Here is a 13,153-nt window from a genome sequence, read left to right on the forward strand (position 1 = left end):
AGGATAGCGCGCGGGCCGTGGATCCGCCCCCCTGCGGACAGGGCCGGCCGCGGACCGGCGGGCCGGGCTCGCGCGCGCCGGCGAATCGAGGTTTGGTTGAAGCAGGACCCGGCGGCGCGTACCGGTGCCACGGCACCGGGCGCCGCACCACGCCCCCGACCTGCCGGAGGAGGGCGGACCATGCCCGGAACTGCACCCTCACCCGGACCCGCACCCGGAGTCCGGCCCACACCCCGACCGATGTCCGGTCGTCGCCGGCGTGCGGCAGCCCTCGTCGTGGCGGCGGTCTGCTCCTCGATGCTCACCGTGCCGGAACTCGCCGCGGCCCGTGCGGAGCCCACGCCCTCGCCTTCGCAGGCCGTCCCCCGGCTGGACTGGAGCCCCTGCAAACCTGGCAGCCCGTACGACTGTGCCACCGCCAAGGTGCCGCTGGACCATGCGGCTCCCGCCGGCCGCACCATCGACCTGGCCGTCGTCCGCCGGAAGGCGGGCGACCCCGCGCAACGCATGGGCACCCTGTTCGTCAACCCCGGTGGCCCCGGCGGCCCCGGGACGGTGCAGGTGCCGCAGAACTACGACTCCTTCCCGAAGGACCTGCGCGAACGGTTCGACATCGTCAGCTGGGACCCCAGAGGCATCGGCAACAGCACCGCCGTGAACTGCTTCGACAGCCCCGAGGAGGCCCAGGCCTGGGGTGCGGGCAAACCGGCCGGCTTCCCGGTGGGCGAGAAGGAGCGCACGACCTGGATCGAGGCGTACGAGGACCTGGGCCGCCGCTGCGAGAAGCGCGACCCCGACCTCCTGCGCCACGTGTCGACCGCGGACACCGCCCAGGACCTCGACCTGCTCCGCCGGGCGGTGGGGGAGCCGCAGCTCAACTACCTCGGCGTCTCCTACGGCACGATCCTCGGCGCCACCTACGCCAACCTGTTCCCCGACAAGGTCCGCGCCATGGTCCTCGACAGCAACATCGACCCGCTGGCGTGGACGAACAACGCCTCGCCGGGCGACCCCCGGACCACGACCCTCCTGCGGATGGGCTCGGACCGCACCGCGGCCGCGACCCTGAACAAGTTCCTCGACCTCTGCGGATCGGCCACCACCGCCCGGTGCGCCTTCTCGGCCGGCAGCCCGGAAGCCACCCGCGACAAGTTCGACCAGCTGATGCAGCGTCTGCGCGAGCATCCTGTGGGCCCGTGGACGTACGCCAACACCGTTGCCAACACCGTCAGCAGCCTCTACATCGTCCGCCCCGGCTGGACCGATCTCGCCGCCCGGCTCCAGGAGCTCTGGCAGGGTCGCACCCCGAAGTCCCCCCAGTACCCGCCCCCGCCCCCGGTCGCGAACCCGAATCCGTACCTGGGTGAGGAACAGGCCGCAGCCGTGTGGTGCGGTGACAGTCCCAACCCGCGCGACCCGGCCGTCTACGAGGGACTGGCCGAGGACAGTGCCCGGCGCGCAGGCGACGCCGGACGGTACTGGACCTGGTCCGGTGAGCCGTGTGCCACCTGGCCGGCACGCGCCGCCAACCCGTACGACGGCCCGTGGAACAAGCCCACGGCGAACCCCGTCCTGGTGGTCGGAACCACCTATGACCCCTCGACACCCCACTCGGACGCCCAGGCCATGGCGAAGGAGCTGGCCGACGCCCGGCTGCTCACGAACAACGGGTACGGCCACACCGCACTCTTCAACAACTCCAGCACCTGCATCAACAACTTCGAGAGCCGCTACTTCATCGACGGCACGCTCCCGCCGCCCGGCACGGTCTGCCAACCTGACCGGCAGCCCTTCTCCTGACGTGCCCGCCGGCCGGGTCACGGGACGAGGACGACCTTCCCGGCGACCGTCCCGGACTCGGCGAGCCGCATCGCCTCGGCGGCGCGCGCCAGCGGGATCTCGGCCGCCACCTTGGCCGTGATCTCGCCGTGCTGGAGGGCCGTGAACACCTGGGTGAGGTCGGAGCGCAGGCGCGCCCGGAAGCGGTCCTTGGCGTAGGCGCGTCCGGCCCACACGTTGAAGAAGTACGCGCGGCGGCCGTTGGGCAGGGCGTTCCACACCCACACCCGGCCGAGCAGCCTGAGCACCGGCCACGCGCCGGAGCCCTCGTCGTCGCGGGTGGCGGCGCTGCCGTAGGAGACGAGCGTGCCGCCGGGGGCCAGGAGCCGCCAGGAATCGACGATGCCGTCGCCGCCCACATGGTCGAACACCGCGTCCACTCCGCGGGGCGCGAGGGCCCGTACCCGTGCGGGCACGTTCCCGGAGCGGTAGTCGATGGGAGTGACGCCCAGCGCGCGCAGCGCGTCGTGGTGGCGGGTGGAGGCGGTGCCGATCACCTGGGCGCCCGCGGCCAGCGCCAGCTGGACCAGGATCGAACCGACACCGCCGTTCGCCCCGTGGACGAGGACGGTCTGGCCGGCGCGCACCCGGGCCTTGCGGTGGAGCATCTGCCAGGCGGTGATGCCGTTGACCACCGCGGTCTCCGCGTCGACCGGGCTGACGCCCTCCGGTACCTCCACCACGTCGGCGGCGGTGAGCGCGACGTGGCTCGCCCAGCCTCCAGTCTTCGTCAGGGCGGCGACCCGCTTGCCGAGCAGCGCGGAGCCGACGCCCTCGCCCACGGCCAGCACCGTGCCGACCAGGTCGTATCCGGGGACGAAGGGGAACGGCGGCTGGTCGTAGTACCGGCCGCGCCGCATCTGCTGCTCGGCGAAGGACACGCCCGTCGCCTCCATGGCGACGACCACCTGGCCGGCCGCCGGGACCGGGACGGGACCGCGGTGGAACTGCAGGCCTTCCGGCTCGACCTTGCCCGGCAGAACGACCTCGACCCGCTCTACGGTGTTCGTCATCATGACCTCCATGGAGTTCCTGCATCTCGTGTTCGTTAGAAGCTGTAACAAGAGTGATCGGCTGTCTCGTCGATGTCAAGGGGTCACTCCGCTCGATCGCGAATGGCTCTGCCGTTGGTGATAGCCTCTAACTGATCTGGTGGTGAAGGGCGAGCGGTGAGAGGCGGCGGGCATGACCGAAGGCACGAAGACCCCACGGGAGCGGTACCGGCAGCAGGTGCGTGAGGAGGTCAAGGAGAAGGCCTGGCAGCAGATCGCGGGCTCCGGCGCCTCCGCGCTCTCCCTCAACGCGATCGCCAAACAGATGGGCATGAGCGGGCCGGCGCTCTACCGGTACTTCGCCAACCGCGACGAGCTGATCACCGAACTCATCCGCGACGCCTACCGAAGCCTCGCCGACGCCTTCATCGACGCCGCCGGCGGGGGAGCGGGCCGGCCCGGCCTCGCCGGGCTGGCGCAGGTGCTGCGCCGCTGGGCCCTGGCGGACCCGCACCGCTACTTCCTCGTCTACGGCACCCCGGTGCCCGGATACCACGCGCCGCCGGACGTCACCGCGATCGCCTCGGAACTGATGTCCGTCCTGCTGGACGCCTGCGCCACCCCGGACACGGAGCCGCACGCCTTCGAGGACCACCTGGCCGCGCACCGCACATGGGCCGGCAGTCACCCCGACGCCCCGCCGTCGGCGCTGCACCTGGCCCTGACCTTCTGGAGCCGCCTGCACGGCGTGCTGTCACTGGAACTGGCGGGCCACTTCACCGGCATGGGCCTGGACCCGGCCCTGCTCTTCGACGCCGAGGTCGACCGCCTCGCGAGGCCCTGAGCCGCGTCGGATCCAGAAGCAGAACCGGTCGGCCCGACTCCCTGCGTGGAAGCGGAGGTTCACCACCCCGTCGTGGCCGCCCACAGCTGTCCGGGGCGGCCGTCGGTCACGGGCACCGCTGCGCTCACAGCCCGGTGACCTTGGAGCTCGCCGACAGCTCGTAGACCAGGGTGACCGTCCGCCGGCCGCCCGGGGCGAGCGCGACGTCCCAGCGGGCGATGCCCTCGGAATCGACCGCGTCCGGCGCAGGCGAGCAGGCCTCCTTGCGCAGGCGCACCTCCACCGCCGAGACCTCGGAGACCGGGATCCGCTCCCGGACGACGACCACCCGTTCGCCGTGGTCCCCGGGGGCGGAGAACCGGGACAGGTGCAGCCGGACCGTGCGGGTGACCACCGTCCGCTGGGTGAATCCGGCCGAGTCGCGCGACTCCTCGGTGTGCCGGACCACCCTGTGGTCGTCGCAGCTGCCGAAGGCCAGCTCGACCGGGGCGCCCGGGGCGGTGAAATCCAGCGTGCCGCGGCCGCTGAACCCGCTGCCGCGGACCAGGTCAACGGGACCCGCCAGCAGCGCGTGGCCGGACCGGTTGTCGAAGGACACCACCCGGGTGACCAGCGGGGACAGCTCGGGGGAACAGGCGTACTCGCTGCTCGCGGCCGTGCGATAGGAGGAGAGTGGCACCCGGTGGGCGCGGCCGTCCCCGGGTACGGAGACCGGTACGGGGGAGTGCAGCACCCGCGCCTCGCCCCCGTCGTCCACCCCGGGCAGGCCGAGCACCGGGGCCGCCGGACCGAGGTCCCCGATCTCCTCCTCGCGCAGTTCGACGTCGACCGTGCGGCGCTCCGCCGCCGTGCGGTCACCCAGCGTGAGGCGGTCCTCGTCCAGCCGTGGGGGCTCGGTGGCCAGCGCCGACCGGGCCGTCGACAGGGTCAGACGTACGCCGGACCAGTCCTCGCCGGTGCGCTGCCAGACCATCGCGTCGGTCTCCAGCGTCAGCGAGTCCCCGTCCAGGACGGCCCGGTAGGCGGGCCGCCACAGCGCGCACGGCGTGAGGTGGCTCAGGCGCAGCCGGACCGGACCGGCGGCCGCGCTGTCCACGGTCAGCTCGATATGACCGACCAGCTCGGCGGGTTCGGTCTCGGAGCGGTCCATGGCCTGCCGTGTCTCCCCGAGTTCGACGGCGAGGGCGGCCAACCGGGCGTCGACGGAGCGCAGTTGCTCACCGTACGTATCGCGTTCGCCGTCCACCCGGTCCATCTCGCGGGCCCAGCGGGGCCCGTCGGTCTCCCCGGATCCGGCGCCCTCGCCGATCTCGCGCAGCAGATCGGCGGCGAGCCGGCCGAGCACGTCGAGCCGGGCGTGCAGCCGATCGCGCCGCTGCCCCAGGGCGAGCTGCTCCTCTTCGAGGACGTGCACGCGCACGCGCAGGGCGGAATCCTCGTCGGCTGACGGGAGCGGTCCGCGCGGCTCCCAGCTACGGACGATCCGTACGTCGAGCACGGTGGCCGGGTGTTCGGCGGCCAGCTCGGCATGCAGGGTGCGGTCGACGGCCAGCGCGCTGACCGGACCGAGCCGCAGCCGCTGTACCCCCGCCTCCAGGTCCAGTACGACGGCACGCTCGATGTGGGCGCGGTCCTCCAGGCAGGTGACGGCGGTGACGGGAAGGGCGATCGGCTTCGGGGCCGTGGACATGATGGGTGTCAGCTCCTGCGGTTGCCGCCGACCAGGGCCTTGCCGGCCGGGATGCGGATCTCGTAGCGGCCGTCGAGGGCGGTGGTCCCCCCGGCGGGCAGGTCCACCCGCCAGACGCGGGTGCCCGGGGCGTGGTGTTCCGGCCCTGCCCCGTCCTCGGGGGTCGTCCAGCCGGCGCGCTCCTCGATCCGGACGTCCGGATCGGAGGTGACGGGCACCCGCTCGTGGACCTCGACGGTGACGGGTCCGGCGAGCCGGTTGGCCAGTTCCACGTGGACCTGGTGGTCGAGCACCGTGGTGTTGCTGCGCAGGCCCGAGGTCGACTCGCGCAGGTTCGTACGACGGGTGACCCGGACGCCCTCGGCCGGTCCGAGACCCACCCGGCGGACCCCGCCGGGCGCGAGCGTGGGCAGCGCGGCGGTCAGCAGGAAGTCCTCACCGACGGTGACCTCCACCGGGCCGGCCAGCAGCGCCTGGTCGGTGGCGTTGGAGAGCACCAGCGTCGCGTACACGGTCTGCTCCACGGACGGCACACAGACGTACTCGGTGCGCAGACCGACCGGGATCTCCCCGACGGTGACGGTGTGCCAGGTGCCGTCCGACGGAATGTCCGCGCGGGCGGCGGCATCGAAGCGGTGGTCGAAGGAACCCGCCGACTCACGGGGCCGCACGGCGTGCCCGGGCAGCGGCAGCCCGCCCACCGCCTCGGCACGGCGCCGGTGTTCGGCCGCCACCGGGTCGGCGGGGGAGCCGGCGAACAGCCGGCCCCGGCGACCGCCCGGCTCGTCGGGGCCGCACAGGACGAGGGCGGCGTAGTCGAGCTCGGCGCCGCTCGGCTGCGGCGGACCGGCCACCGGCGCCGGAGCCGACGCGGGAGCCGGGGGAGCGGCCCGGCCGGGGGCCGCGGGAGCCGCGGGGGCGGGAGCCGCCGGAGCAGGGGCCCCGCCGAAGCCCATGCCGCCGCCCCGCGGCCTGCCCGCCGGCCGCGGGCGGGCCGGCTGGGCGAATGCGGGCAGCGCGCCGCCGACGCCGTCCGGGGCGGCGCCGTACACGCCACCGGGCACCGGGAGCGCGCCGTAGCCCTGCGGCGCGGCCGCGGCCGCCGGGGCGGGCGGCGGCGGAGGAGGGGGCGGTACGGGACCGGACGCGGAGCCGGCCCTGACGGCCGGGGGGACCACGGTCGGGGCCGGGCGGCGGGGGCCGGCCGCCTCGTAGCCGGCGAACAGGTCGGCGAGACCCGCCGGAGGCTCGCGCCAGCCGGACGGCGCGGGGGCGGGCTGCCGGCGCCCGATCCGGACCGAACGGAGCTTCGGCAGGTCGGTGCGGCGCCGCAGGTCGGCGGTGGCCAGCGCGATGCGCACACCGGTCCAGTCCTCGCCGGTGCGCTGGGCGACCGACGCGCGCAGCACCAGACGGCCGTCGCCGTCGCCCTGACGGTGCGTGAGCCGGTACGCCGGCACCCAGACGGCACCCGGAACCCCGTACTCCAACTCCAGCACGACCTCCCCGGCAGCACCCTCGGCATCGCCGTCGGCGTCACCCGTGGCGTCGAGCGTGGCGTCGAGCGTCAGGAGCGCGGAGACCGTGGTCTCCACGTGCGCCTGCGGAGCATCGGTGGAGGCGCGGGCGAGCCGGTCCGCGGCGACACCGAGCTCGTGTCCGACGAGGCGCAGCGCCTCCTCCAGCTCCACGAGGCGGGCGTGCAGCCCCGCCAGCCGCCCTTCGGCGAAGTCGGCGAGCTCCAGCCAGGCGTCGACCGGGGTACGGCGGTGCGGGGCCTCGGGGTCAGGGGCCGGGGGCACCGGCCGCAGGGCCCTGACCTCGTCGATCAGCACCTGCTGCCGGTCCCGGCGGCCCTGCGCAGCGGCGTATTCGTCGCGCAGGCGTTCGACATCGCGCCGCAAGGCATCGGGTGCGCCGGTGCTGCGAGGCTCGGCCTCGACCTCCACCCGGGCCCCGGTCACGCGCACCCCGGGGGTGCCCAGCACACTCGCCCGCAGCGAGCCCGGGTCCAGCGAGCGGGGCAGCCCCGTCACGCGCACCCGCCCGTCCGCCGGCATGCTGCCCCGGACCAGCCGGCGGCAGAGCGCGCCCTGCGCGTACACCACGACCGAATCGAGGGTCGAACTCCACCGCTGCGCTGTCTCTGCCGTCATGAACTCCGCCCCCCGATGCGTCCGTGCCGGTCGAAGCCTACGCCCGGGCGGCCCGCGCGTACGTGCCGAGACCCGATGTCAGTGGCCTGTCGTAGGGTCAGGGGTGTGTGCACGTCCGACGAAGTCCGTGAAATCGCCCTCGCCCTACCGGAGACGACCGAGAAGGAAGCCTGGGCCATGCCCACCTTCCGGGTCGCCGGGAAGATGTTCCTGACCCTGCCCGACGACGAGACGTCGCTGGCTGTCCGCTGCCCCAAGGAGGAGCGCGACGAGCTGGTCCGCGCCGAGCCCGAGAAGTTCTGGGTCGCGGACCACGAGGCGTCCTTCGCCTGGGTGCGGGCCCGCCTGGAAGCCCTCGACGACGCCGACGAGCTGCGTGCCATCGTCGTCGACTCCTGGCGCCAGGCCGCTCCGACCGGCCTGCTCAAGGACCACCCCGACCTCGGGCCCCCGGGACCGTCCTGAGGCTCCGAGCGAGGCCGCCGTCGGCCCCACGGGCTCGCCGGGACGGGCGGGTGCCGACGGGAGGGGGGATATGGAGAGACCATGGTCAGGTGCGAAACGTTCCGGGGCGTGATCAGCAGGCCGACCGGCGTGCGCTGAGAGAGGCACTGGTCGGGGCCTGTGCCGACGCGGGAGCCTCCATCGGCATGCTCTACCTGCCCGACCCCGACCCCGCACGGCGCGTACTGCACCTGATGCTGGCCTCCGGGCTCTCCCGAGAGTTCGCGGCACCCTGGTCGCGGGTCGCCCTGGACGACCCCATTCCGGTGGCTGACGCGGTCCGTGAGGGCCGGCTCGTCTGGCTCGGCGGCCAGGAGGACACGGCCCGCCGCTATCCGCGTCTCGGCCTCGTCCTCCCGTACGACTTCGCGCTCGCCGCCGCCCCCCTGACCGGGGAAGCCGCCGACCGGGCCCCCGAGCCCACCGGGGCGGGCCTGGTGTTCCTCTGGCCCGGCTCGCACGGGCCCGACCTCGACGAGCGGGAACGCAAGGCCCTGGAATCGGCCCGCAGCCTCCTGACGCGCATCCTGCTGCGCGCCGCGCGCGACGGCCTGCCGCTGCGGCCGCCACCGCATCCGGTCATCCTGCGGCCGCTCCCCTCACCCACACCGGGCCCGGCCGAGGCGGCGGCCACCATGGCTTTCGTGCGGCGCCTCCCCGGAGGCAACTGCGCACTCGACCTGAACGGCACCATCACCTTCATCACCCAGGAGGCGGCCGACCTGCTGGGTGCGCCCGTCTCCGGCCTGCTCGGAGCCCTGCCCTGGGAGGCCCTTCCCTGGATGGACATCCCCGCCATCGAGAACCACTACCGGGCCACCGCGATGAGCCGACTGCCCCGGAGCTTCACCGCCGAACGCCCCACCGGGCAGCAGCTGTGCTTCGAGCTCTACCCGGACAACACCGGCATCAGCGTCCGCATCACCGCGGTCGGCGACGGGGCCGGCCCGCCGGCCCCGCTCCCCCCGACGGACGCCGAGCAGTCCGCACCCAGCCGGGCCACCGCGCTCTATCCGCTCATGCTGCTGGCCGTCACCCTCACCGAGGCCGCCCACGCGCAGGACGTCGTGGAGAAGGCCGCGGACCAGATCGTTCCCTCGCTGGGAGCCCACGCCCTGGTCCTGCTGGCCGAGCAGGACGGGCGGGTACGGATCGTCGGCCACCGCGGATACTCCGCCGAGCACCTGGCGGAGCTCGACGGCACGCCCGTCTCGGCCGACACCGCCATCACCCACATCCTGCACACCGCCACCCCCCTGTTCTTCGGCGACGTGAGCGAGCTCCTGGCCGCCCACCCCGACGCGGTGGTCGAGGACGGCATGGCCGCCTGGGCGTTCCTGCCCCTGATCGCCTCCAACCGTCCCATCGGCTCCCTCGTCCTCGCCTACGCACACCCCCGTGTCTTCGCCCCCGGCGAGCGCGCCGTCCTGACCTCGATCGCCGGGCTCATCGCGCAGGCCCTGGACCGCGCCCGTCTCTACGACGCCACCTACCAGCTCGCCCGCAGCCTGCAGACCGGCCTCCTGCCCCACACCCTGCCCCGCGTTCCCCGCCTCGACGTGGCCGCCCGCTACCGCCCGGCCGCGTACGGCCTCGAGGTCGGTGGCGACTTCTACGACCTCATCCGCATCGACGACACCACCGTCGCGGCCGCCATCGGCGACGTCCAGGGCCACAACGTGAATGCCGCCGCCCTCATGGGCCAGGTCCGAACCGCCGTCCACGCGGGCGCCGGCGCACCCCCGGAGGAGGTCCTCGCCCGTACCAACCGGCTCCTGACCGACCTCGAACCGGGGCTGTTCACCAGTTGCCTGTACGCCCACATCGACCTCGCCGGCCACACCGTCCGCCTGGCCTCCGCCGGCCACCCGCCGCCCCTGCTGCGCCACCCCGGCGGGACGACCGAGAGGCTGAACCTGCCGGCCGGACTCCTCCTGGGCATCGAGCCCGGGGCCTCGTACACCGCCGTCGAGGTCCCCTTCAGCCCCGGCACCCTCCTCGCCCTCTACACCGACGGGCTCGTCGAAGCCCCCGGCCGGGACATCGAGGACGCCATCGGCGCGGTCGCGGCCCTGATCGGCGACGCCCCCGAGCACCACCCGCTCGGTGACCTGGCGGACGAACTCATCGAGCACGCCCACCGCGACGGCCCCCGCCCCGACGACATCGCCCTCCTGCTGCTGCGCACCGAGGGCCCGGTCCCCTCCACGGATCCGCACCGCCCCTGAACCGCCTCCGGGGCGCAGATGCTCATCGGTCCGCGCCCGGCCGGACCGGCATCTTGCCGGTGTCGGCGCCGCTCGGCACGCCGAGGAAGGCGTCGGCCGCCCGCTCGATCCCGTCGGCGACGGTCTCCTCCGTACGCAAGGTCCCGGCGGCCGGCCGGCCGTCGTCCTTGCCGATCCACTCGGGGAACAGGTCGAAGTGGCGGGAGACCAGCATCCCCGCAGAGGCACCTCGTCGGCCGAGGCCGCTGGGGCGAGGCGGCCGCGCTCGGCGGCCTCGCCAACCGAGCCCTGTACCGAGGCGATCTCGCGGAGCTGCGCCGCCGTGCCGAGGCCGGGGCGCGGCTGTGCGCAGAACTCGGCGACCGGTGGGGCCGGTTGCAGGCCTCGGAACAGCGGGGCATCCTCGCCGAGATCGGCGGCGACTACGAGCAGGCCGCCCGGCCGGCTCTTCACCCAGGTCTCCTTCCGGCCGGAACGGCAGGGCCGCATCGCCCTGCTGACGGGAGACACCGCACGGGCCTCAGAACTCCCCGAGCAGGCCCGGCGGCCGGCGGACGAGCAGTCGCACCGGCCGGCCCAGCAGTTCGCGGAGATCGGCCTGGCCCTGGGAGCCCGCCGGGACGACGACCTGGACGCCGCCGAGGCCCGGTTGCGCCCGTGGCTCGACCGGAACCGCAGGCTCGGGGTGGACATCGGCGTCGCGCTGATCCTGGCGCAGCTGGGATACGTGGCCGAATTGTGCGGTGACGTCGAGCTCGCGGAGACCCTGCACCGGGACGGCTTCGCGGCGGCCCGCCGGTCAGGTGACCCGCGCGCTCTGGCCCTGGCCTTCGAAGGGCTGGCGGGAGCCGGGTCCGTGGCTGCCGGCCCGGGGGAGCGGGCCGCCTCGGCGGCGCTCCTCGGTACGGCCGCCGCACCGAGGGAGTGGCTCGGGACGCCGCTGCCGCCGGCGGAACGGCACGACGTGGAACGGCACGACGTGGACCGGGCGACGCCCCTCGTCCGGTGCGCCCATGCGATCAGTGCACAGAGTTCGGAGTTCAGAGTTCGACGGTCCAGACCCCCGCGGGGTGGTCGTCGGGCGGCAGCCACAGGCGGGGCTGTGACTCCTGGTGGTCCTCGCCGGCCTGCTCCTCCCAGTGGAAGTGCCCGCCCGCGTCGGGCCAGGCGACCTGCAGGAAGGGGAGTGGGGGCCGCCGGTAGATCCCGATGGCCCGGCCGAAGAAGGTCCGGCACCAGCGCATGTCGACGTTCCTGAGCCGCACCGGCCCGCCGTCCAGTACCCCGCTGTGTTCCTGACCGTCCTCCAACGCGCCGCCGCCGGCGGCCAGGTCGCCGAGCACGTTGAGCATGCGGTGCATCTCGTGGACATCACGTCCGAACATGCACAGTTCAGGGGCGCCGTGCGTGTGGGCGAGACCGATGGTGTAGGCGAACCCGGGTCCGACCTCGTCCTCGGGGACCATGGCCACGTGCCACCCGTGCCGTCGCACGTTGCCGATGATGCTCTCGTCGATCCGGTCGGTCTCGGCGCGGTCGCCGTAGTCGTGGCAGAGGACGCAGAGGCAGGAGAAACGATCACGGAGCATGCGGTGAGGTTACGGGGTACGGGGCTCACGAGCCGTTCTGCTCGGCGCGGTCGCCGAGTCGCGGGCTCCCCGGGTCGGCATTTTCGGCCATTTCCCGGCATGGGGCTGACATGCTCCTGACAGTTCAAGGTCGCTGTGGGACTCTCCCGGCACGCACTCCGCACACTCTGTGAGGCCCCACGCCTCGCCCACCCCCACCAGTACGTGGCATGGAGGAGCGCACCATGAGGCACATGACGCACGGCACCCGTATCTCACGCCTCGCCGGTATCGCGACGCTGGTCGTCGCGGCGGCATTCACCGGCACCGGCACCGCTCTCGCGCAGAGCGGCGGCGCCTCGGCCGTCGACCAGAAGGTCGACGGCGTGATGGTGGTCGCCGGCAACAGCTGTAGCTGGACCAACGCGAGCACCAGCGCCGTCCCCCCGAACGCCCTCACCGTCGACCGCACGACGATCAACACACCGGGCGGCAATCTGGCCTGCGGTGGCGGCATCGCCGCCACGCTCAACAACAACCCCGCCTTCACCTTCGACGACGCCGCGGGCACGGCGCGGACCGATCTGATCGACATCACCGGCAGGCAGAGCTTCATCTCCTGCCGCTACAAGGCGACGGGCATCGTGTGGGACCGCGACGCGACGAGCCGGAAGTACATCAACCGGGCCTTCACCGCCGCCAAGACCTCCGGCAGCTTCCTGTGCCCGGGATCGGTCACCACCCCGGCCGGGGACGCGTCCATGCTGTTCCACTGAACCGACCGGAGACCGGCTCCGGACCGGATCGGACCGGGCCTGCCCCGGTCCGGGCCGGTCCGGTCCCGTCCCCGGAGCCGGCCGTCTCGGCCGGGTGCACGAGTAGGGTCCGCCCGGCACCGTGCCCCGTCCGCCCGACCCGCGAGGATGGGCGCATGCCCCGTCTTCTCCACCTGGACCGCACCCTCGACGAGCTTGACGGACCACCGTGGCCTGCGCCGCCCTCGCCCACCACCGCCCTGGTCATGAAGGTCCACGCCCTGCGCCGCAAGCGCCTCGGCGCCCTGACCCCGGCCGACCTGCGCACACTGATCGGCCAAGCCGTAGGCCTGCCCTATCTGTTGCCCCTCGCGGTGCGCCTGCTGCTCGAAGACCCCATGCTGGACGCGTACTTCTACCCGGGAGACCTGCTGCTCGCCGTCCTGGGCCGGCCCGAATCGGCCTGGGCGCTCTTCCCGGACCTGCGGGAGGAGCTGGTGGCCGTCGTCGCCGGTCTGTCCGAGGCGGAGCTGGCCGAGCTCAGGGCCTACGGGCCGGCGGGGCAGTGGGGTTGAGG

General features: G+C 73.8%; 12 protein-coding genes. 6 read left to right on the forward strand and 6 right to left on the reverse strand.

Translation table 11 applies throughout. The features are described from left to right. The first annotated feature begins 240 nt into the window (after positions 1-240). Complete coding sequence (locus KO717_RS36330; protein WP_301374026.1) at positions 241-1,800, forward strand: alpha/beta fold hydrolase; 1,560 nt, start codon at positions 241-243, stop codon at positions 1,798-1,800. A gap of 17 nt (positions 1,801-1,817) precedes the next feature. Here the strand turns inward: KO717_RS36330 and KO717_RS36335 are convergent, their stop codons facing one another. Beyond that, positions 1,818-2,864 carry a medium chain dehydrogenase/reductase family protein gene (locus KO717_RS36335; protein WP_301374028.1) on the reverse strand — a complete coding sequence of 349 codons (1,047 nt, stop codon included), beginning with the start codon at positions 2,862-2,864 and terminating at the stop codon, positions 1,818-1,820. Between the two features lie 160 nt (positions 2,865-3,024). Between KO717_RS36335 and KO717_RS36340 the strand changes: the two genes are divergently transcribed. Further along, a complete protein-coding gene (locus KO717_RS36340) occupies positions 3,025-3,675 on the forward strand; it encodes a TetR/AcrR family transcriptional regulator (protein ID WP_301374030.1) in 651 nt (216 codons plus the stop codon). Positions 3,676-3,799: 124 nt separating this feature from the next. Here KO717_RS36340 and KO717_RS36345 read toward each other — a convergent pair whose 3' ends face one another. Together KO717_RS36345 and KO717_RS36350 are read right to left on the reverse strand one after the other, a co-directional pair. Next, positions 3,800-5,365 carry a DUF4139 domain-containing protein gene (locus KO717_RS36345; RefSeq protein ID WP_301374032.1) on the reverse strand — a complete coding sequence of 522 codons (1,566 nt, stop codon included), beginning with the start codon at positions 5,363-5,365 and terminating at the stop codon, positions 3,800-3,802. 8 nt (positions 5,366-5,373) lie between these two features. Continuing rightward, the gene (locus KO717_RS36350) at positions 5,374-7,521 is read right to left on the reverse strand and encodes a DUF4139 domain-containing protein (RefSeq protein WP_301374034.1); all 2,148 of its coding nucleotides are present in this window, start codon (positions 7,519-7,521) and stop codon (positions 5,374-5,376) included. A gap of 75 nt (positions 7,522-7,596) precedes the next feature. Here KO717_RS36350 and KO717_RS36355 point away from each other — a divergent pair, with 75 nt between their 5' ends. Both KO717_RS36355 and KO717_RS36360 read left to right on the forward strand, forming a co-directional pair. After that, positions 7,597-7,986 carry an MmcQ/YjbR family DNA-binding protein gene (locus tag KO717_RS36355; protein ID WP_437184616.1) on the forward strand — a complete coding sequence of 130 codons (390 nt, stop codon included), beginning with the start codon at positions 7,597-7,599 and terminating at the stop codon, positions 7,984-7,986. Between the two features lie 89 nt (positions 7,987-8,075). Then, on the forward strand, positions 8,076-10,253 hold the full coding sequence (locus KO717_RS36360) for a SpoIIE family protein phosphatase (protein ID WP_301374038.1): 2,178 nt from the start codon (positions 8,076-8,078) through the stop codon (positions 10,251-10,253). 22 nt (positions 10,254-10,275) lie between these two features. Here the strand turns inward: KO717_RS36360 and KO717_RS36365 are convergent, their stop codons facing one another. The 3 genes from KO717_RS36365 to KO717_RS36375 form a co-directional block, all read right to left on the reverse strand. Beyond that, complete coding sequence (locus KO717_RS36365; protein WP_301374040.1) at positions 10,276-10,467, reverse strand: hypothetical protein; 192 nt, start codon at positions 10,465-10,467, stop codon at positions 10,276-10,278. Between the two features lie 306 nt (positions 10,468-10,773). Next, on the reverse strand, positions 10,774-11,025 hold the full coding sequence (locus KO717_RS36370; RefSeq protein ID WP_301374042.1) for a hypothetical protein: 252 nt from the start codon (positions 11,023-11,025) through the stop codon (positions 10,774-10,776). A 268-nt stretch (positions 11,026-11,293) separates the two neighbouring features. Beyond that, positions 11,294-11,842, reverse strand: a complete 549-nt coding sequence (locus KO717_RS36375) for a DUF4262 domain-containing protein (protein ID WP_301374044.1) — start codon at positions 11,840-11,842, stop codon at positions 11,294-11,296. 224 nt (positions 11,843-12,066) lie between these two features. Here KO717_RS36375 and KO717_RS36380 point away from each other — a divergent pair, with 224 nt between their 5' ends. Then, a complete protein-coding gene (locus KO717_RS36380; protein WP_301374046.1) occupies positions 12,067-12,597 on the forward strand; it encodes a hypothetical protein in 531 nt (176 codons plus the stop codon). A 155-nt stretch (positions 12,598-12,752) separates the two neighbouring features. Further along, positions 12,753-13,151, forward strand: coding sequence for a contact-dependent growth inhibition system immunity protein (locus KO717_RS36385; protein WP_301374047.1), 399 nt, complete (start codon positions 12,753-12,755; stop codon positions 13,149-13,151). Positions 13,152-13,153: the final 2 nt, after the last annotated feature.

It is taken from the genome of Streptomyces xanthophaeus, from assembly GCF_030440515.1.
Lineage (GTDB): Bacteria > Actinomycetota > Actinomycetes > Streptomycetales > Streptomycetaceae > Streptomyces > Streptomyces kutzneri.

What these genes read in the sequence shown, in the direction of transcription:
- KO717_RS36330 (WP_301374026.1), top strand. Translation starts at nt 241, where the DNA reads ATGTCCGGTCGTCGCCGGCGTGCGGCAGCCCTCGTCGTGGCGGCGGTC.
- KO717_RS36335 (WP_301374028.1), bottom strand. Translation starts at nt 2,864, where the DNA reads ATGGAGGTCATGATGACGAACACCGTAGAGCGGGTCGAGGTCGTTCTG.
- KO717_RS36340 (WP_301374030.1), top strand. Translation starts at nt 3,025, where the DNA reads ATGACCGAAGGCACGAAGACCCCACGGGAGCGGTACCGGCAGCAGGTG.
- KO717_RS36345 (WP_301374032.1), bottom strand. Translation starts at nt 5,365, where the DNA reads ATGTCCACGGCCCCGAAGCCGATCGCCCTTCCCGTCACCGCCGTCACC.
- KO717_RS36350 (WP_301374034.1), bottom strand. Translation starts at nt 7,521, where the DNA reads ATGACGGCAGAGACAGCGCAGCGGTGGAGTTCGACCCTCGATTCGGTC.
- KO717_RS36355 (WP_437184616.1), top strand. Translation starts at nt 7,597, where the DNA reads ATGTCAGTGGCCTGTCGTAGGGTCAGGGGTGTGTGCACGTCCGACGAA.
- KO717_RS36365 (WP_301374040.1), bottom strand. Translation starts at nt 10,467, where the DNA reads ATGCTGGTCTCCCGCCACTTCGACCTGTTCCCCGAGTGGATCGGCAAG.
- KO717_RS36375 (WP_301374044.1), bottom strand. Translation starts at nt 11,842, where the DNA reads ATGCTCCGTGATCGTTTCTCCTGCCTCTGCGTCCTCTGCCACGACTAC.
- KO717_RS36380 (WP_301374046.1), top strand. Translation starts at nt 12,067, where the DNA reads ATGAGGCACATGACGCACGGCACCCGTATCTCACGCCTCGCCGGTATC.
- KO717_RS36385 (WP_301374047.1), top strand. Translation starts at nt 12,753, where the DNA reads ATGCCCCGTCTTCTCCACCTGGACCGCACCCTCGACGAGCTTGACGGA.